Raw genomic sequence first — 18,485 nt, forward strand, 5'->3', positions numbered from 1 at the left:
TGTTCTTTTTTTTATGGCCTATGATAGGATGAAACAAATCTGACCAAGACAAAAATTGTCAAATGTACACGGAGGTGGGAAAAGTGGACAATCACCAGGTGAAAATAAAAATTAATGGGAAAGAAAATTCGTACGGCTACGGTAAAAAGAAAAAAAAGCACATTAAGGAGAAAATACAGACACAGCAAAAGGATGTTCCGGTAAGAGATGATTTCCCGGAAGAGGAAAAGCCAATCATCATTGTAGATGAAACTGCAGCAGCAGCGGAGAAAAAAGAGGAAGAATTTGAGTGGGTCCTTCCAGAAGAAACACCAGAGAAACCAAAAAATAACAGTGAAGATTCTTCAACTAAGCCCTCTTATATTGAAGATCTCCGCCAGCTGAACAAGGAAAAAGGAAAAGGATCGAAAGTGCGGCCAGCCCCGTTTGGAAAAAAGAAAAAATTAGCCCCTCCATCTTTCTCCAAACAGTTATTGGTTTCCATTGGAATGGCAATCGGAATTGGAACCTGTCTCGGTTTTCTCATTTTAGGAGTCATGAACATGTCAGATTCACCTGTTAATCCTTCCGTGCCTACAGCTGCCCCGGCTCCAACAGGGTCAAATGAACAAACAGACACTCCAGCAGCTGTAAATGGGGATGGCAGTGCTACCATTGCTGCTCAAAATATTTCCGTTCTCCAGGCTGGTGCTTTTTCCACACAGGATGGTGCACAGGCAGAAATGGACAAACTGAAAGCTGCTGGTTTACCTGCAGTTGCTGTCGGATCTGAACCAACCTTTGTCTTGATGGCGGTAGGACATAGTGTGGATGGGATGAAACAGATTGCAACAGGAGTTAAAGATAAGGGCTTTGAACCTTTTGCGAAAGAAATATCCTTATCAGAAAAAACACTAGACTCCCTTACGCAACAAGATACGCAAGTACTGCAAGAGGGACAAGTGTTGTACAATCAGTTAACGGTGGCGACAGCTCTTTTATTACAAGGCAGCTCTCTAGACAGCTCAACAGCAGAAGGTTTAAATGCAACCTATGAAAAAGTGACAGCCATTAAAGATGCCGAACTCTCAGAAATAACAAAAGGATGGAAAGCATCCCTTGACGGCGCCTACCAGGACCTAAAATCCTACCAAGATTCTAAAAATGCCCAAACCCTATGGAACGCCCAACAAAAACTCTTAGATGCCACAGCATTCCTATACTAAACGCTAGATGGATCAAAAGCCTCAAAAACAAATTTTGAGGCTTTTTTTCTGGTCAAAAAAGAATCTTTATAAAATGCCATAAGAAATTTGTTCCACCGACTTTCTTTGTGTTAGGATTAACCTGTATCTCTCGAATTTCTAACTATTTGCGGAAGGTGATAAAACATGAAACCTCTTATTTTAGCCTCAGGATCCCCCAGAAGAAAGGAACTTCTCCAACAAGTACATCTCCCATTCACAGTGAAGGTAAGCAACATCGAAGAAACCTTCGATCCAGAATTAACACCAGAAGAAATCGCCACTACTCTTGCCTATCAAAAAGCCCAAAGTGTTTTTCAAGAAAATCAAGAAGCCGTTGTGATCGGCTCTGATACAATTGTTGTCCTTGGTGATAAGGTGCTTGGAAAACCGGAAAGTGAAGATGAAGCAAGAGCTACTTTAAGAACATTAAGTGGAAACACACACCATGTCATCAGTGGAGTGGCTATCCTCAGTAAGGAAAAAGAAGTAACCTTTTATGAAAAGACATCTGTTACGTTTTGGGAACTGACGGATGAGGATATTAATTTCTACATTCAATCAGGAGAACCGATGGATAAGGCAGGTTCTTATGGTATTCAAGAAGTAGGAGCTCTTTTTGTAAAAGAAATTAAAGGAGATTACTTTTCTATTGTGGGGCTTCCGCTTTCAAGAACGGTTCGTGAATTGAAAAGTTTTCGATAAAATGACCTTTGTATGACCCTCCATCTATTTAAGGAGGAAAATGAATTGGAATCCACTAAATCCACAGCACTGATGATTAAAGATTACCCTGAAGATCAACGGCCGAGAGAGAGAATGATCCAGGATGGCCCAAAAAGTCTGTCCAATCACGAGCTCCTTGCAATTTTGCTTCGTACGGGTTCCAAAGAGGAATCTGTCCTGCAACTCGCAAATAAATTGTTGGTTAATTTTGAAGGGCTGCGGTTGTTAAAGGACGCATCAATTGAAGAGATAACTGACACAAAAGGTATCGGGAAGGTAAAGGCTGTCCAATTAATGGCAGCGGTGGAACTTGGGAGAAGAATTCACCGGCTACAATATGAGGACAGGTACGTTATCCGGTCTCCTGAGGATGCAGCCAATTATGTCATGGAAGATATGCGCTTTCTATCACAAGAGCATTTTGTCTGCCTTTACTTGAATACAAAAAATCAGGTTCTTCACCAGCAAACTGTCTTTATTGGAAGTTTGAATGCGAGCATCGTTCATCCGCGCGAGGTGTTCAAGGAAGCTTTTAGGCGTTCAGCGGCATCCTTCATTTGTATCCATAATCATCCATCCGGAGATCCAGCTCCTAGTCGTGAAGACATAGATGTGACGAAACGTCTCAGCGAATGCGGAAAGCTAATAGGCATAGAGCTTTTGGACCATTTAATCATTGGTGATCAGAAATTCATCAGTTTGAAAGAAAAAGGCTATGTGTAAGTACTATGCTTTTTTCATATCCTACGCTATAATATTACTCATGAGTTTGGAAGGACAACCTTCTTAATCCATCAAATTTCTACAATAAACATTATCCACATGTTAATGAAAATATATGGGCATGCTGCGTCCGTTTAATCACTTTTCATTTACCACTATTACGCATTAGTATCAGAAAGGGAGATACACTTATATGTTTGGAACGAGAGATCTTGGTATTGACTTGGGAACAGCCAATACATTAGTTTTTATTAAAGGAAAAGGGATTGTTGTGCGTGAGCCTTCTGTTGTGGCTCTGCAAACCGACACAAGATCCATTGTTGCGGTCGGGAACGATGCAAAGAATATGATCGGTCGTACGCCGGGGAATGTTGTCGCATTGCGTCCGATGAAAGACGGAGTTATTGCTGACTATGAAACAACGGCAACGATGATGAAATATTATATTAAACAAGCGTTAAAAAACAAAAGCTCCTTTTCCCGTAAGCCTTATGTGATGGTATGTGTACCATCCGGTATTACAGCGGTAGAAGAAAGAGCGGTAATTGATGCGACTCGCCAAGCAGGTGCTCGTGACGCATACCCAATCGAAGAACCGTTTGCAGCAGCAATTGGTGCCAATCTTCCGGTTTGGGAACCAACTGGAAGCATGGTTGTGGATATCGGTGGCGGTACCACAGAAGTTGCCATCATTTCACTAGGTGGAATTGTCACCAGCCAGTCCATCCGAGTTGCCGGAGATGAAATGGATGATGCAATCATTGCATATATCCGCAAAAATTATAACCTGATGATCGGGGAGCGAACTGCGGAAGCATTGAAGCTTGAAGTTGGTTCTGCAGGAAATCCAGAAGGCATTGAACCAATGGATATCCGTGGTCGTGACCTATTGACAGGATTGCCTAAAACGGTAGAAATCAGTGCTAAAGAAGTGGGAGAAGCGTTAAAAGATACAGTAACGGCTATCGTTGATTCTGTAAAAGCTACATTAGAACGCACTCCACCAGAATTAGCATCGGATATTATGGATCGCGGAATCGTACTTACTGGGGGCGGAGCACTACTTCGCAACTTAGATAAAGTGATCAGTGAAGAAACGAAAATGCCGGTTATCATTGCTGAAAACCCATTGGATTGTGTTGCCATTGGAACAGGGAAAGCATTAGATTATATTGATGAGTTTAAAAAGAAATCAAGAGATTATCGCTAAGTAGGTGTTAAGTCATGCCACAATTTTTCCTCAATAAAAGGTTGATTATTTTGTTGGTGAGCTTAATTTTTCTGGTGGCATTGATTGGTTTCTCTTTAAAAGAACGGGACGATTTGACATGGCCTGAACAGTTTGTAAAAGACACCACAGGCTTTGTCCAATCTATCTTTTATAGGCCCGCACATGTTGTCGCGGGCTTCTTTGATAATGTAGGATATCTAAAGGATACGTATGAAGAGAATAAAGTGCTGCGTGCTAGACTAGAAGAATATGCTCTCTTAGAAACGAAAGTCCAAAAGCTAGAACAAGAAAATGAAGAATTCCGCGAAGTGATCGGCGAGCTCGATTCACTGAGCGATTATGAACCAAAACCAGCCACAGTGATTGGCAGAAATCCAGATCAATGGGTCGAACAAATTACACTGAATAAGGGTAAGCAAAATGGCGTGGAAAAAGATATGGCCGTTATCACATCTGGCGGCCTGATCGGTAAAATCAAGCAGGCCAATGCTTTCACTTCCACTGTGCAATTGTTGAGTTCACTGGATCCTAAGAATCGAATCTCTGCATACATACAAGGAGAAGAAGATATCTTCGGATTGATTGAAGGATATGATGAAGAAAAAGGTGCCCTGCTATTGAAAAGAATTCCTCACCAAGCAGAAGTAAAAGAAGGGGAGACCGTTCTATCCTCTGGCCTTGGTGGTGTATTCCCTGAAGGATTAATGATTGGGGAAGTAACGGAAGTCGTGGCAGATGAGTATGGATTAACGCAAATGGCTTATGTTAAGCCTGCAGCTGATTTCTATGACATCAACCAAGTAATGATAGTTAAACGAACACTAATTTCCGAGGAAGTATCTGACGAAGCACCTAAAGAGGGGGGCTCTGAGTGAGAAAGTACATCTTACCAGCCCTGCTTCTTTTCTTGTTTATCCTGGAAAGCATGAGTGTGGACTTCTTTGGACTGCACAGCTTTCATGAAGAATGGATTATTGTGCCAAGGTTTATGCTGATTGTCATTGTTTTATGTGCCATCTACACAAGCCCCTATGTAGGTTTGATTTGCGCGATGCTCTTCGGCTTTTTGTACGATGTCGTTTACACAGAAATTTTAGGTGTGTACCTGTTCGCATTTGGAATATCCGTCTATATCGTGTCAGGTATCTTACGGTTTGTGAATACAAATTACTTGATCTCCTTCCTAATGGTGCTGGTGTCCATCTCCATTACAGAGCATCTCGTATTTGGCATTCACTCCCTGATCGGAACCACAGAACTGACACATTCCGACTTCCTATCCATGCGCATGGTACCAACACTCATCTTCAATGCCATCATCGCATCAATTCTGCTCTTCCCAATCAAACTGTTCATGGAACGCCTGGCAATCGAGCAGAAAGATGAGTTGACTTAAAAGGAAATATAGAGTAGTTGATTAATAAATGGGATTTCTAGCTGTTGATTGGAACGGAAGGCTGAGACTCCTGTGGGGGAGTAGCGACAATGTTGAGACCCCGCAGCGGAGCGAGGAGGCTCAAGGTCGCCCCGCGGAAAGCGAAGCCTGGCGTGGAAATCAACAGCGGCGTATAGTTAATCCTAAAAAAGCCCAATCCCTAAAAAAGGGACGGGCTTTTCCATTACATACTAATTCTAGCAATCTTTTTTTATTTTATGAGTATAGGAAAAAGGAAATAGAAGGACAATGTCGAATTATATACTTGTTGAGGTGAACGTCGTGAATAGACAAAAACAACAGTATGTAACCATTAAGGGCACAAAAGAGGGCCTAACCCTGCATCTCGATGATACATGCTCATTTCAAGAGCTTTTAGCTGAAATAGAAGCAAAACTAACGTCGAATAGCAATCCAGACGAAACCCCGCTCTTAGGAGTACGTTTAAAAGTAGGGAATCGTTTTCTAACCAATAAGCAACAAGAAAAACTGCGAGATGTAATACGAAGCAAGAAAAACTTTATCGTGGAAGATATCGAAAGCAATGTTGTCACAAAAGAACAGGCCATTCAGTGGAAAAAGGAATCAGAAATTGTTCCCGTTGCACGGATGATCCGTTCAGGACAAGTCCTCGAGGTAGAGGGAGACCTTCTACTCATTGGCGATGTGAATCCCGGTGGAACAGTGAAGGCAGGCGGCAATGTCTTTGTCCTTGGCGCATTGCGCGGCAGCGCGTATGCAGGACTTCAAGGAAAAAAAGATGCCGTCATTGCTGCGAGCTTGATGAAGCCGACCTTGCTTTCTATCGATAACACGATAAACCGCGCTCCAGATTTAAGTGAGCAACTAGAAGGAAGCAGTGAAATGGAGTGCGCCTATATAAATGATTCAGATCAAATTGTCATAGACCGCTTACAATTGCTTTCACAACTAAGACCGATGTTAACACGGCTTGAAAGGAGAATGTAACAAGTGGGAGAGGCTATCGTAATTACTTCTGGTAAGGGTGGAGTCGGGAAGACAACAACTTCTGCAAATATCGGGACGGCTCTTGCCTTGCAAGGAAAAAGAGTATGTTTAGTAGATACAGATATCGGGCTAAGAAACCTCGATGTTGTCATGGGGCTTGAAAACCGCATCATTTATGACCTGGTCGACGTTATCGAAGGACGTTGCAAAACGCACCAGGCCTTAATCAATGATAAACGATTTGAATGCTTAAAACTTCTGCCTGCTGCCCAAACGAGTGATAAATCGGCAGTAAAACCTGAACAGATGAAGAAGCTGGTTGCAGAGCTAAAACAAGACTATGACTATATCATCATAGACTGTCCTGCAGGAATCGAACAAGGCTTTCAAAATGCCATTGCCGGCGCCGACAGAGCCATTGTCGTGACCACGCCTGAAGTTTCCTCTGTTAGGGACGCAGATCGAATTATCGGACTGCTTGAAAAAGAAGAAAATATGGAACCACCAAGGCTTGTAGTCAACCGTATCCGAAACCACATGGTGAAGAACGGTGAGATGCTCGATGTTGATGAAATTGTATCCATACTGGCAATCGATATCATCGGAATCGTTGCAGACGATGACAGTGTCATCCGTGCCTCTAACAGCGGCGAACCAATCGTCATGGATACAACAAGCAAAGCATCCATTGCTTACCGCAACATTGCAAGGCGTATCTTAGGTGAATCCGTTCCGTTACAGTCCCTTGAAGATGAAAACAGGGGAGTCATGTTTAAAATTAAAAAGTTCTTTGGTGTACGCTAAGGAAATGATTCAGGCCGTCTCTATTTATAGGGGCGGTTTTATTATAATGAAAAAGCCAGCTCTGAATTAGAGCTAGCTTACCTCAAGGCTTTTTCACTACAGTAATACTATTTTTAGAAGGGTTTGTGCATGAGTCAGCCTGAACAACAATCGGTTCTGGCTTAAACCCAAATGAAACATTTCCTTCTACACAAATGCTACCGTTATCCAGCGTGATTGTTTTATCGAAAACAGCAGAGTTACCTACAATTATCCTTGCACCGTTTCCAACAGTTGTCTTTTGAGCAAATAAATTATTCTCCACATAAAGTTCCGTGTTGTCTTTTAACGTCAGATCGCTGGTGAACTTTCCAGAGTCTCCTACATATATATCAGCGTTTGCTTCTAGCGTGGCTTTTGCAGCCTGCAATTTATTCCCGATAATCAGTGAGGCACCATTCTTTAATTCGAGGTCTCCCGAAAGTCTTGCGTTGGACAAAACATTAAGGGTGGAATTTCCTTTCACCTCTGTTTTACCGTCATTATAGAAAGTCTCCATTATGTTCAGGGATCCTGAAGAAAGTTCCAATTTACTTACATATAAGCTTTTGGGAAAACTATTGCAATGACCACCATTGTTGGGAGGATATTCAAGAGTCCCCGTTACTTTGTAATTATTGTTTGTATTAACATACTTACAACTATTTAGATCCCCATTTGATAACTCTTCATAATTTCTAAAATTATCATTACTAATTTCTTCAAACTTCGTATTTTCTTCGTCAGGTTGTGGTTTTCCTGGAGCTTCGGGTTCAACCGGCTCATCCTCATTTTCTTTCCATTCTCTTATGACTTCTTCAAGAGGTGTAATCCTTGCGATCGCTGTATTCATGTCAAATTCTTGGCCTTGTTGGTTTACTAGTGTGAACTTCACTAGCAGCGGGGAATATATATCTACATTTGTTATACAATCATTTGCACTATCAATTGTTTTATATGAGTTAGGGTTTTCAATTGCATTTACGAATTCTACGTTTTTGAATGTGTAATTTTCATTTCCTAAGGAATTAGTTAAAGTGGTGTCTAAATATATTTTTTCATTAGATTCGTAACATAAAGAATAAGAATAGAGCCCTTGATTTGAATCTGGCTCTTGATGTATTTGTCGCAATTTGGTAATAATTAAATTAGCTTCTTGTCTTAGGGCATTGTGCTCATAGGTAATTTTATTCTGCTTGGCAGCAGACACAAATACACTTGTTGCAAGGCCGATAACAATAGATCCGATCACGATAGTTGCGAGCAACTCAATAAGAGTTAAACCGCGTTCATTTTGAACATATTTTTTCAATTTCTTCACCACTTTATCCATAAATTTAAAAAGAATAGTAGGTTGATTATGTTGAAATTTACTAGGAAGAAGATAAATAATGACAGTGGTTTTACTTTGTTGGAGGTTTTAGTATCAATTGTCATATTAAGTATTATAATTTTAGCATTCTTAAGCTTTTTTTCACAAGCATTGCTTTTTTCTGTCAAAGAAGAAGATAATCTAGTTGGGGTGAATATCTCTGAAAGAATTTTGTATTATGTCGAAGGAAGTAGTACAATAGAATCAGTTCTAAGTACCAATACATACTCCTGTGATGCGGAACCTCATTCTTTAGTCTCGTACATTGCAGACCAAGACCCTCAAGATGAATGGCTATCCTATCCTCCAGACTACACAAAACTTTTTTTCACCCAAAATAATAGGACTTACTACTCATATGTTACCATATGTCAATCAACAGAGGAAACAGATTTAAACTTGCACCGAGTACATATTAAAACATATCAATCTATGAATAATGCTAGTCAGGACCGCTTTATTTATGAAACCTATCAATATGTAAATCTTTTTGAATAGAAGGGGGATTTAAGTTGAATGTAGTAAGGAATGATAAAGGTTATACTATTCTGATTGTTCTTCTTACAATTGTAGTAATTGGCCTGATAGCACCACCACTAATTAACAGCGTTATGAGCAGTTCCCTTCAAAATAAAAAAACGGAAGAAAATGTACAACTTGAGAATCTAACTGAGATGGGAATTCATTATTTTAGAAATGATGTGGCGAAGAATATTACTGCTAGTGGCATGACTACAGCGAAGAGTCCTGATGAGATTATGGCTGTGTTAAAAAAGGTAGATGAAGCGGAATTGATCTCATTAGATACAGACAGTGGTACGATGAAGTATCGAGTGGGGTACATAAATGAAGTGAGATATGATCCTGAGGATTCAAACTATATTCTGATTGATTATATGAGTGAAGCATATGTTAATGATGCCAAGGATGACAAAGTGGAAACATATCGCTTGAAGTACACTGGTCCACCTGTAGATGATGAAGATAAAGAACAACCACCATCGTCTGGCGGAAATGATAGAAGCTGCTTAGACTTAAATAGTAATAATGGAAAAATTCACCTTTCCGGACAAACATATTGTTATCTTAACGGTAGCTTTGTTATTGATGAGACAATTAAGATTACCGGTCAAGCTAAGCTTGAAATCGATGGCTCCGTTGTTTTTAGCAAATCCGTTGATATTGCAGGACAAGGGAAATTAGATATATTTGGATCCATTCATTTTAAGGAGAATGTCTTTGTAAGAGGTAATGGAAAAATTATTATTGATGGCTCAGAAAAGTTTGACAAAACACCATCAAGAAAAGGTAACGGCAGTATCAAAGTTAATAACCAAGAATACAAATAAACTTTCTCTTCATAGGGAAAGTTTTTCTTTTTGCACAATACCTCCGTCATATCCTAACCGGACAAGTCATAAAATGGTACAAACCTATTTCCGGGAAGGGTGTTTATATGAATGATCGGATAGCGGAAATAAAGAGACGGGCCGCAAAGAGAAGACGTCAACGGCAAAATCAGTTGCCGAAACGGAACAACATAGGGTCTACGCAACAGTTCATGAGGGATGAGGAAAGATATGGGGGTTCTAGTTATACCTCTTATGAAGGGGGACCTGATGGAGGCGGGGGACATCCGTTATTTAACAAAGAGCTTTTTCTGTTTAAGATTTTGGCATCGGCGATTCTTGTGCTGGTGGTAGCCATCATGTTTCAGAACCCTACAAGTACTTTTGAAAAGCCGCGTCAGTTTGTTTCTGAAACGATGGAGCAGAGTTTTCAGTTTGCAGCGTTCACTTCTTGGTATGAGGAGAAATTCGGGAAATCGTTGGCGTTGTTGCCATTGCCGAAAAGTACCGATCAGCCAAACGTCAATGCGGATGATTATGTGATACCGGCTTCCGGACGGGTTTTCGAAAGCTTTGAAGCGAATGGGCAGGGTGTGATGGTGGAAACAATGGCTCATTCGAATGTAGAGGCGATGAATGGTGGGTTTGTATCGTTTGTGGGGAACAGAGAGGATACAGGCAAGACGATTATCATCCAGCATCCAGATGATAGTTATACGTGGTATGGGCAGCTTGGAGAAGTAGATGTGAAGCTTTTTGATTTTATTGAAACGGGCGATGTGCTTGGTAAAACGACGGTGCTTGAAGACGGTTCAAAAGGGATGTTTTATTTTGCGATCCAGAAAGATAATGAATTTATCGACCCTATGCAGGTGATCTCATTTGAATAATAAATGGCTGAGGCTAGTACAGAAGATTCATGTACATCCACTTATGTGGTTTCTCGCCGGGTTGGCCATTTTAACGGCGAATTTCCGGGAGTTGCTTATTTTGTTTTTTATTGTTTTTATCCACGAATTGGGCCATGGGATTGCGGCAACTCACTATAATTGGCGCATCAAACAGGTATTGTTGCTGCCATTTGGTGGGGTTGCCGAAATGGAGGAGCATGGAAACCGTCCGTTAAAAGAGGAATTGGTTGTGACGCTTGCTGGTCCGCTGCAGCATGTATGGCTTTCAGCGGGCGCATTCCTACTTTTCAAGCTTGGCTATCTTTCTGCTGGCATGTGGGAGATGTTTTTTACTTTTAATATCATGATTTTCCTCGTGAACCTTTTGCCGATCTGGCCGTTGGATGGAGGGAAAATCATGGGGTTGTTGTTTAGTCGTACGTCCGCTTTTGCACAGGCGCATGAGCGAACGTTGCAAGCTTCCTTTGTGTTCTTGGCGCTTTTTTGTACAACATATTTGGTCATTGACCCGTTGCACATTAATATATGGATCATCACAGTGTTCCTGTTTTTTTCCTTATATACAGAGTGGAAGCAACGTCACTTTGTCTTTATGCGCTTTTTGATGGAGCGTTATTATGGAAAGAATAATTCGTTTTCTACAATTACGCCTATTGTTGTGGATGAAAAAGAGAAGATTCATCAGGTGCTTCAAAAGTTCAAGCGGGACTGCAAGCACAGTATCATCGTTATGAAGGGGAAGGACAAACAGCCTCCGCTTGATGAAAATGAACTGCTTCATGCTTATTTCAAGGAGAAGTTGACGACAATTGATATAGGAGATATCCTGTATTCATACTAAAAACTTCACTTCGAAAGCTGAGGCTAATTCATTGATAGAGTTAATTATGGATATGAAGGCGACGGAAAAAAGAGTCGCGATAAAAGAGGATGATAAAATTGTCGAATTGTTGATTGACCGGCCGACAACGCATCCGATAGAAGGGAATATTTATGTTGGTCGCGTTGTGAATGTCCTGCCAGGCATGCAAGCCGCTTTTGTTGATTTTGGACAAAAGAAGCCGGGATATCTTCACCGCGACCATTTGTGTTCCTATCAAACCTCCAAGCTTTCTAAAGCGGAAAAGGAACAGAAAGGGATCTCTCATTTTGTCCATCAAGGGGAAGCAATTCTTGTACAGGTGGTAAAGGAGGGCGAGGGAACAAAAGGGGCAAAATTAACTGGGCTTCTAGAGTTTCCAGGAACACATATCGTGTATCAGCCTTATGGAAAATACAAAGCGATTTCCAAGAAAATGTCGGATGCCAAAAGACAGGAATGGAGAAAGCTTCTGCAAGAATGGCTGACTTCGGATGAAGGGGTTATTTTACGAACGGCAAGTGAGCATGTTGAGGCAGATGTGGTAGAGGCAGAACTGCTAGAGTTACAGCGACAGTTCCTTGAGGTGCATGAGAAACAGAGTGCATCAGTAAAGGTTCCTTCTCTTGTCCACGAAGAGGATCATTTTTTATCCAAAATTATTCGGGAGATCCCATCTACTGAGGTAAAACTTGTGGAGGTAGACCATGCGGGGACTTCGCAGTTTTTGAAAAAGAAGGGCTATCCTGTCCGATTTTATCAAGGCAAGGAAGGCATTTTTAAAAGAAGGGGCATGGAACAGGAGCTCGAGAAAGCGTTGAAACGGATTGTTTGGCTGCCAAGCGGCGGATATATCATTATCGAACATACTGAAGCGATGACGGTCATCGATGTGAACACAGGCAAATACATAGGGAAGACGGGGCTGCAAGAGACCGTGTTGAAAACCAACCTCGAGGCTGCAGTGGAAATTGCAAGACAGCTTCGCCTAAGGCAAATCGGTGGTATCATTGTAGTTGATTTCATTGATATGGCAAGTGACGCTGAACGGGAGCAGGTTTTGCGGATGGTTAAGGTTGCTGCTCGTAAAGATCGGTCCCATGTCAGAGTGATTGGATTTACAGAATTAAATCTGCTTCAGTTGACGCGTAAAAAAGTTCGTGAGCCGTTGACAAAGATGTTGTTGCAACCTTGTTCACCTTGTGACGGGAAAGGGGTGGTGTTCTCTGTGGATACCGTCACCTACCAGCTGGAACGGGAACTGTTGGAGTATAAGGGGAGCGATATGGAAGCTGTAGTTGTGGAAGCAAGTCCTGAAGTCGTGGACAAGCTGATGGGGTTACCTGATATAATGGAGCGAAGTGGACTTCAGATTTATTTTATAGAAAAAGACGGGGTACCACGTTTTGACATACGTTTTGCCGGTTCTATTGAGGATGCGAAAGAAAGGGTAAAAACGCTGTGAAACCTTATTGACATAAGGGTTTGGAATATGCTAAGATGTTCTTTGTTAGTTTGTAGCACCCGTGCTACAACCGCACAGTCCAGGTTCCATGAAATATGGGCGTGAAATCGTTACATATACCTGACACTGGCGAGTCTGAGTCTATTGAGGAGGTGCAAGAGAATGTACGCAATTATTGAAACAGGTGGTAAGCAAATCAAGGTTGAAGCAGGTCAAACGATCTACATCGAAAAACTTGATGGTGCTGCTGGAGATGTAGTAACTTTCGACAAAGTTCTTTTCGTTGGTGGCGACAATGTTAAAGTTGGTAGCCCACTAGTAGCGGGAGCAACTGTAACGGCTAAAGTTGAGAAACAAGGTCGTGCGAAGAAGATTACTGTATTCAAGTACAAAGCGAAGAAAAACTACCGTAAAAAACAAGGTCATCGTCAACCTTACACAAAAGTTACTGTTGATGCAATCAACCTGTAATTTAAAGGTGATCGGATGATTAAAGTTACAATTAAGCGAGACGATCACAAGCTGATCCAATCGTTTACCATAACTGGACATGCTAACTTTGCCAAAAAGGGTGCAGACATTGTGTGTGCCGGTGTTTCTGCTGTATCTTTCGGTGCAGTGAACGCGGTCATGTCATTATGTCAGGTTACTCCTTATATTGAGCAAGGTGCAGATGGATTTTTAAAGTGCTCGGTTCCATCCGGTTTGGATGAGGCGACACATGAGAAGGTACAGCTGTTGCTAGAAGGTATGGTTGTGTCTTTAGAGACGATTGAACGTGACTATGGAAATTATATAACCATTTCTAAGTAGGAGGTGGAATACATGTTAAGATTAGATCTTCAGTTCTTTGCTTCCAAAAAGGGAGTAGGTAGTACTAAAAACGGTCGTGACTCTATCTCTAAGCGTCTTGGCGCTAAGCGTGCAGACGGTCAACTAGTATCTGGTGGTTCTATTTTATACCGTCAACGCGGTACTAAAATTTACCCAGGAGCAAACGTTGGACGTGGTGGAGACGATACATTGTTCGCGAAGGTTGACGGAATCGTTCGTTACGAGCGTCTAGGCCGTGACCGCAAACAAGTTAGCGTATATCCTGTTGCTCAAGAAGCATAATTCCAAAGGAACTCTAGCCTATGTTTAGGTTAGAGTTTTTTTAATGCGCCGGATAAACGCGTAATCCGACTAGCGGCAGACACCACGTGTTAGATAGAAGGTAACTTGATATTATTCGACATCGTTAACGAAAATCCTTTGGGGGTCTGACCCCCTTTTCTTCTTTTTTTGTGCTATAATCGACATAGTTAAGTAGGATTTGGAATTAAAGTTTGGACTAGGGGTACGGTATTATGAGAAATAGAGGGACGTTGGATGTGTTGCGTCATTCGAGGCATGATTGGCTGAATCAGATTCAGTTAATTAAGGCGAATTTGTCGCTTGGACGTTTGGAGCGAGTGAATAATTTGATAGAGGAGATTGTGCTTGAGGCCAATCACGAATCCAACTTGACGAATTTACAAGCCCCTGCATTTGCGGAATATCTGATTACTTTCCATTGGGAACCGAGATTATTTTCCATGGAATATGAAATCATCGGAGAGCCTGTAAATCTGTCAAAAGCGGATGAGCTATTGTACAAATGGATTTCTTCTTTGTTTACCGACCTAGAAAATGCGGTAAACAAAAAAGCAGATAACCATTTGTTTTTAAGTTTGCATATAGAAGAGGCGGAAATTCGTTTCTTTTTTGATATAAATGGAATACTAGAAGATACAGACTTTTTAACGGAGTGGCTGCAAAGACAGCCGGAGCGTTTCTCAGTGGTCGAACAAGAAATAACCCTTGAGCAAAGTACCATCCAAGTGTCTTACAAGTTTTAAAAAATGAACGCAAAAGGTTTTTATTTACCTTTTGACATATCGGAGTGAATAATCAATGTTTGTCGATCAGGTCAAGATTTATGTAAAAGGTGGCGACGGTGGGAACGGAATGGTTGCCTTTCGTCGTGAAAAATATGTACCGGATGGTGGACCAGCCGGCGGTGATGGCGGAAAAGGAGCGGACGTCATTCTTCAAGTAGAAGAAGGCTTGCGCACACTGATGGATTTCCGTTACAAACGTCACTTTAAAGCAAACCGTGGAGAACACGGAATGTCCAAAAACCAGCATGGAAGAAATTCTGAAGCCATGATTGTTAAGGTTCCACCGGGAACGGTTGTTATGGACGATGATACTAAAGAAACATTGGCTGACTTAACAGAACACGGCCAGCAATATGTAGTAGCAAAGGGTGGCCGCGGAGGTCGCGGTAATACACGCTTTGCTACACCAAGAAACCCTGCTCCAGAAGTTTCCGAAAACGGGGAGCCAGGTCAAGAGCGCTATGTTGTCCTTGAATTAAAAGTTCTTGCGGACGTTGGGCTTGTTGGCTTCCCAAGTGTAGGGAAATCAACTCTTCTTTCCGTAGTTTCTGCAGCAAAACCAAAAATTGCGGAATACCATTTTACTACGATTGTACCTAACCTTGGGGTAGTAGAAACCGAAGATGGCCGCAGCTTTGTTATGGCTGATTTGCCTGGATTGATTCAAGGGGCACATGAAGGTGTGGGGCTTGGTCATCAATTCCTTCGTCACATTGAGCGTACAAGGGTCATCATCCATGTCGTGGATATGGGCGGATTAGAAGGCCGCGATCCTTATGAAGATTACAAAACAATCAATGAAGAGTTGAAAGAATACAATCTGCGTCTGACAGAGCGTGCGCAAATTGTTGTAGCAAACAAGATGGACATGCCGGATGCAGAAGAAAATCTTGAGACATTTAAGCAGCAAGTAGGCGATGATGTAAAAGTCTTCCCTATCTCTGCGCTAACTCGCAGCGGTCTTCGTGATCTTTTATATGCAGTAGCGGATGAGCTTGAACATGCACCAGAATATCCATTATATGAAGAAGAAGCAATTGAGCAACGCGTTGTTTACAAGCATGAGGAAGAAGAGCTACCATTCATGATTACACGTGATCCAGACGGTGCCTTTGTACTTTCAGGTGAAAAACTTGAGAAATTGTTTGTAATGACCAACTTCAACCATGAAGAGTCCATCAAACGTTTTGCCCGACAGCTTCGTGGTATGGGAGTCGATGAAGCGTTGCGTGCACGCGGTGCCAAAGACGGCGACATCGTTCGTCTACAGAAATACGAATTCGAATTTGTTGAATAGATTGGCCAGAGGGGATAATTCATTTTATCCTCTCTTCTTTACATATACATAATATTTGCAGAAATCACCTCCTGTTGACTGTTGTGTAAGGTGTGAGGCTCCGGCGGGATGTAGCGGTAGACTTGAGACCCCGCAGGTTTGCTGAGGAGGCTAAAGCACCGCTCAACGGAAAGCGAACACCTGGAACGAAAGTCAACAGGAAGTTAACGAGATACTTCAAAAAATATGCCTTAAAAAAAGGAGAGATATCCGATGTTAGAGGAGAAGTTCTTTTTAGTTCGGGAGGACGTCCTGCCAGAAGCGATGAAAAAGTCGATTGAAGTAAAAGAAATGCTTGCACGCGGCAAAGTGGATTCCATCGCAGAAGCGGTTCAAAAAGTGGACCTCAGCCGCAGTGCCTTTTACAAATATCGTGACACCGTTTTTCCGTTTCACACCATGGTCAAAGAAAAAATCATGACCTTGTTTTTTCACCTGGAAGATCAGACAGGTGCATTATCGCAACTTCTTGCAACGGTAGCAACGGTCGGCTGTAACGTGTTGACCATTCACCAGACCATCCCGTTACAAGGAAAGGCAAATGTGACCCTTTCACTGGATATGTCTGGGTTAAAAGGTGATATCAACGCTTTACTTTCCATGCTGAAGCGATTAGAATTTGTAGATAAAGTAGAGATCTTAGGGACAGGCGCTTAATTTTTAGTACATGTGTTACCCTAAGGAAGCATAGTGGAGATAGGAGAGTAGAGAGCATGACAAGAATTGGATTTTTAGGACCGAAAGCAACATTTACTGATATGGCGGTTACAAAATTTTTTCCAGAGTTTAGTAAAAAAGCGTTTTCCACGATACCAGAGTGCATGGATGCAGTGTTAGAAGGTAAGGTCGACATGGCGGTCGTTCCACTAGAGAACGCTATTGAAGGATCTGTCAATGTGACGCTTGATTACCTTATTCACGACTGTCCTTTGCCGATTGTAGGCGAACTGACCATTCCAATTAGTCAGCATTTATTAGTTCATCCTGATCATATAAAATATGGCGAAGAGCTGGAAGTAATCTATTCCCACTCCCACGCAATTGCCCAATGCCATAAATTCTTACATAAAAACTATCCGAATGCAGTGTATGAAACCACGTCCTCCACTGCCGCTGCTGCAAAACTGATTTCTGATCACAGGCTTTCCAAAAAGGCTGCGTGCATAGCAAATACACTAGCAGCAAAAGAATATAACTTAAGTGTGTTGCAAGAAAATATTCATGACTATGACAACAATCATACCAAGTTTATTATCCTGCATCGCGATGAGTCAGTGATGCTTCAAAATGAAGAGTACGGCAATGTCGGGGAGAAGACTACCCTCATGGTGTCGCTCCCAACGGACCAATCGGGCGCACTTCACCAAGTGTTATCCGTATTTGCTTGGAGAAAGCTGAACCTATCAAAAATAGAGTCCCGCCCAATGAAAACGGGTTTGGGTAACTATTTTTTCATTATTGATATCAATGAGGGAGTGGCTCATCCGTTGATTCCGCCAGCGATTGAGGAGCTGGAGGCACTTGGTTGTTCGGTGAAGGTGTTGGGGAGATATAATAGTTATTTGTTGAAATAGTGATGTTTTGTTAGTAAAATCCGTCTAGAGTTGCTGAAGTAAGGGGCATCTTTGGGCGGGTTTTTGTTGTTGTTCTATATGACTGAAGTTGGGTAGAAAATAGAGGGAAAGTCAAGTAGAAGCGATTTACTCCCCAAGCAGAGTGGAAATCAGTTGAAAGGCCTAATCGAAACTTTACTCAAAGCCCGAAATCGCGCCGTCTTCTGCCAAACGGTAACAGAGAAGCGGTCTCAAGGCCGAAACCAGCTCCGCCCCCATCCAAACGGTAACAGAGAAGCCGTCTCAAAGCCCGAAGCAGCTCCATCCTCTGCCAAACGGTAACAGAGAAGCGGTCTCAAGGCCCGAAGCAGCTCCATCCCCAGCCAAACGGTAACAGAGAAGCCGTCTCAAAACCCGAAGAAGCGCCAACCCCAGCCAAACGGTAACAGAGAAGCCGTCGCAAAGCCCGAACCCGCTCCGTCCCCCAACAAACGGTAACAGAGAAGCCGTTTCAAAGCCCGAACCAGCCCCGTCCCCAACCACACGGTAACAGAGAAGCCGTCTCAAAGACCCAAACACACCCCTCCCC

Annotated in this window: 21 protein-coding genes and 1 other annotated feature; of the genes, 20 read left to right on the plus strand and 1 reads right to left on the minus strand. The window is 42.2% G+C overall.

Translation table 11 applies throughout. The features are described 5' to 3' along the window. The first annotated feature begins 83 nt into the window (after positions 1-83). From HC179_RS06315 to minD, 8 genes are all read left to right on the plus strand, one after another. A complete protein-coding gene (locus HC179_RS06315) occupies positions 84-1,205 on the plus strand; it encodes an SPOR domain-containing protein (protein WP_168863571.1) in 1,122 nt (373 codons plus the stop codon). Positions 1,206-1,370: 165 nt separating this feature from the next. Then, complete coding sequence (locus tag HC179_RS06320; protein WP_168863572.1) at positions 1,371-1,928, plus strand: Maf family protein; 558 nt, start codon at positions 1,371-1,373, stop codon at positions 1,926-1,928. Positions 1,929-2,000: 72 nt separating this feature from the next. After that, on the plus strand, positions 2,001-2,672 hold the full coding sequence (gene radC / locus HC179_RS06325) for a RadC family protein (protein ID WP_168863590.1): 672 nt from the start codon (positions 2,001-2,003) through the stop codon (positions 2,670-2,672). Positions 2,673-2,865: 193 nt separating this feature from the next. Further along, the gene (locus tag HC179_RS06330; protein WP_168863573.1) at positions 2,866-3,882 is read left to right on the plus strand and encodes a rod shape-determining protein; all 1,017 of its coding nucleotides are present in this window, start codon (positions 2,866-2,868) and stop codon (positions 3,880-3,882) included. A 14-nt stretch (positions 3,883-3,896) separates the two neighbouring features. Continuing rightward, positions 3,897-4,778: a rod shape-determining protein MreC gene (gene mreC, locus HC179_RS06335; protein WP_168863574.1), complete on the plus strand. Its 882-nt coding sequence runs from the start codon at positions 3,897-3,899 to the stop codon at positions 4,776-4,778. Next, positions 4,775-5,299, plus strand: coding sequence for a rod shape-determining protein MreD (mreD, locus tag HC179_RS06340; RefSeq protein ID WP_168863575.1), 525 nt, complete (start codon positions 4,775-4,777; stop codon positions 5,297-5,299). Before mreC ends, mreD begins: the two co-directional genes overlap by 4 nt. A 288-nt stretch (positions 5,300-5,587) precedes the next feature. Further along, complete coding sequence (minC, locus tag HC179_RS06345) at positions 5,588-6,307, plus strand: septum site-determining protein MinC (protein ID WP_010195907.1); 720 nt, start codon at positions 5,588-5,590, stop codon at positions 6,305-6,307. A 3-nt stretch (positions 6,308-6,310) separates the two neighbouring features. After that, the gene (gene minD / locus HC179_RS06350) at positions 6,311-7,111 is read left to right on the plus strand and encodes a septum site-determining protein MinD (RefSeq protein WP_168863576.1); all 801 of its coding nucleotides are present in this window, start codon (positions 6,311-6,313) and stop codon (positions 7,109-7,111) included. 82 nt (positions 7,112-7,193) lie between these two features. Here minD and HC179_RS06355 read toward each other — a convergent pair whose 3' ends face one another. Next, the gene (locus HC179_RS06355) at positions 7,194-8,441 is read right to left on the minus strand and encodes a PulJ/GspJ family protein (RefSeq protein WP_168863577.1); all 1,248 of its coding nucleotides are present in this window, start codon (positions 8,439-8,441) and stop codon (positions 7,194-7,196) included. A 48-nt stretch (positions 8,442-8,489) separates the two neighbouring features. On the opposite strand from HC179_RS06355, the gene HC179_RS06360 reads away from it, so the two are divergent. From HC179_RS06360 to pheA, 12 genes are all read left to right on the plus strand, one after another. Beyond that, complete coding sequence (locus HC179_RS06360; protein WP_168863578.1) at positions 8,490-8,999, plus strand: prepilin-type N-terminal cleavage/methylation domain-containing protein; 510 nt, start codon at positions 8,490-8,492, stop codon at positions 8,997-8,999. A gap of 14 nt (positions 9,000-9,013) precedes the next feature. After that, positions 9,014-9,850, plus strand: coding sequence for a hypothetical protein (locus HC179_RS06365; RefSeq protein WP_168863579.1), 837 nt, complete (start codon positions 9,014-9,016; stop codon positions 9,848-9,850). A 107-nt stretch (positions 9,851-9,957) separates the two neighbouring features. Continuing rightward, positions 9,958-10,740, plus strand: coding sequence for a M23 family metallopeptidase (locus HC179_RS06370; protein ID WP_168863580.1), 783 nt, complete (start codon positions 9,958-9,960; stop codon positions 10,738-10,740). Next, a complete protein-coding gene (locus HC179_RS06375; RefSeq protein WP_277351306.1) occupies positions 10,733-11,602 on the plus strand; it encodes a M50 family metallopeptidase in 870 nt (289 codons plus the stop codon). Before HC179_RS06370 ends, HC179_RS06375 begins: the two co-directional genes overlap by 8 nt. A gap of 31 nt (positions 11,603-11,633) precedes the next feature. Continuing rightward, complete coding sequence (locus HC179_RS06380; RefSeq protein WP_168863581.1) at positions 11,634-13,085, plus strand: Rne/Rng family ribonuclease; 1,452 nt, start codon at positions 11,634-11,636, stop codon at positions 13,083-13,085. 58 nt (positions 13,086-13,143) lie between these two features. Next, positions 13,144-13,232: a sequence feature (ribosomal protein L21 leader region), on the plus strand. Between the two features lie 15 nt (positions 13,233-13,247). Continuing rightward, on the plus strand, positions 13,248-13,556 hold the full coding sequence (gene rplU / locus HC179_RS06385; protein ID WP_060664909.1) for a 50S ribosomal protein L21: 309 nt from the start codon (positions 13,248-13,250) through the stop codon (positions 13,554-13,556). A 15-nt stretch (positions 13,557-13,571) separates the two neighbouring features. Next, on the plus strand, positions 13,572-13,898 hold the full coding sequence (locus tag HC179_RS06390; RefSeq protein WP_168863582.1) for a ribosomal-processing cysteine protease Prp: 327 nt from the start codon (positions 13,572-13,574) through the stop codon (positions 13,896-13,898). A gap of 12 nt (positions 13,899-13,910) precedes the next feature. Next, complete coding sequence (gene rpmA / locus HC179_RS06395; protein ID WP_168863583.1) at positions 13,911-14,201, plus strand: 50S ribosomal protein L27; 291 nt, start codon at positions 13,911-13,913, stop codon at positions 14,199-14,201. Between the two features lie 233 nt (positions 14,202-14,434). Further along, positions 14,435-14,965 (plus strand): Spo0B C-terminal domain-containing protein, encoded by a 531-nt coding sequence (locus tag HC179_RS06400; RefSeq protein ID WP_168863584.1) that lies wholly within the window; start codon positions 14,435-14,437, stop codon positions 14,963-14,965. Between the two features lie 55 nt (positions 14,966-15,020). Further along, a complete protein-coding gene (gene obgE / locus HC179_RS06405) occupies positions 15,021-16,304 on the plus strand; it encodes a GTPase ObgE (RefSeq protein ID WP_168863585.1) in 1,284 nt (427 codons plus the stop codon). Between the two features lie 252 nt (positions 16,305-16,556). Beyond that, positions 16,557-17,000, plus strand: a complete 444-nt coding sequence (locus HC179_RS06410) for an ACT domain-containing protein (RefSeq protein ID WP_010195933.1) — start codon at positions 16,557-16,559, stop codon at positions 16,998-17,000. Between the two features lie 56 nt (positions 17,001-17,056). Continuing rightward, a complete protein-coding gene (gene pheA / locus HC179_RS06415) occupies positions 17,057-17,917 on the plus strand; it encodes a prephenate dehydratase (protein ID WP_168863586.1) in 861 nt (286 codons plus the stop codon). The last annotated feature ends 568 nt before the right edge of the window (positions 17,918-18,485 follow it).

Origin of the sequence: Bacillus sp. RO1, assembly GCF_012524115.1 — a bacterium.
Lineage (GTDB): Bacteria > Bacillota > Bacilli > Bacillales > Bacillaceae_I > Sutcliffiella_A.

Coding starts and splice junctions, on each gene's coding strand:
- HC179_RS06320 (WP_168863572.1), top strand. CDS start 1,371: ATGAAACCTCTTATTTTAGCCTCAGGATCCCCCAGAAGAAAGGAACTT.
- radC (WP_168863590.1), top strand. CDS start 2,001: ATGATTAAAGATTACCCTGAAGATCAACGGCCGAGAGAGAGAATGATC.
- HC179_RS06330 (WP_168863573.1), top strand. CDS start 2,866: ATGTTTGGAACGAGAGATCTTGGTATTGACTTGGGAACAGCCAATACA.
- mreC (WP_168863574.1), top strand. CDS start 3,897: ATGCCACAATTTTTCCTCAATAAAAGGTTGATTATTTTGTTGGTGAGC.
- minC (WP_010195907.1), top strand. CDS start 5,588: ATGTCGAATTATATACTTGTTGAGGTGAACGTCGTGAATAGACAAAAA.
- HC179_RS06360 (WP_168863578.1), top strand. CDS start 8,490: ATGTTGAAATTTACTAGGAAGAAGATAAATAATGACAGTGGTTTTACT.
- HC179_RS06370 (WP_168863580.1), top strand. CDS start 9,958: ATGAATGATCGGATAGCGGAAATAAAGAGACGGGCCGCAAAGAGAAGA.
- rplU (WP_060664909.1), top strand. CDS start 13,248: ATGTACGCAATTATTGAAACAGGTGGTAAGCAAATCAAGGTTGAAGCA.
- HC179_RS06390 (WP_168863582.1), top strand. CDS start 13,572: ATGATTAAAGTTACAATTAAGCGAGACGATCACAAGCTGATCCAATCG.
- rpmA (WP_168863583.1), top strand. CDS start 13,911: ATGTTAAGATTAGATCTTCAGTTCTTTGCTTCCAAAAAGGGAGTAGGT.
- HC179_RS06400 (WP_168863584.1), top strand. CDS start 14,435: ATGAGAAATAGAGGGACGTTGGATGTGTTGCGTCATTCGAGGCATGAT.
- obgE (WP_168863585.1), top strand. CDS start 15,021: ATGTTTGTCGATCAGGTCAAGATTTATGTAAAAGGTGGCGACGGTGGG.
- HC179_RS06410 (WP_010195933.1), top strand. CDS start 16,557: ATGTTAGAGGAGAAGTTCTTTTTAGTTCGGGAGGACGTCCTGCCAGAA.
- pheA (WP_168863586.1), top strand. CDS start 17,057: ATGACAAGAATTGGATTTTTAGGACCGAAAGCAACATTTACTGATATG.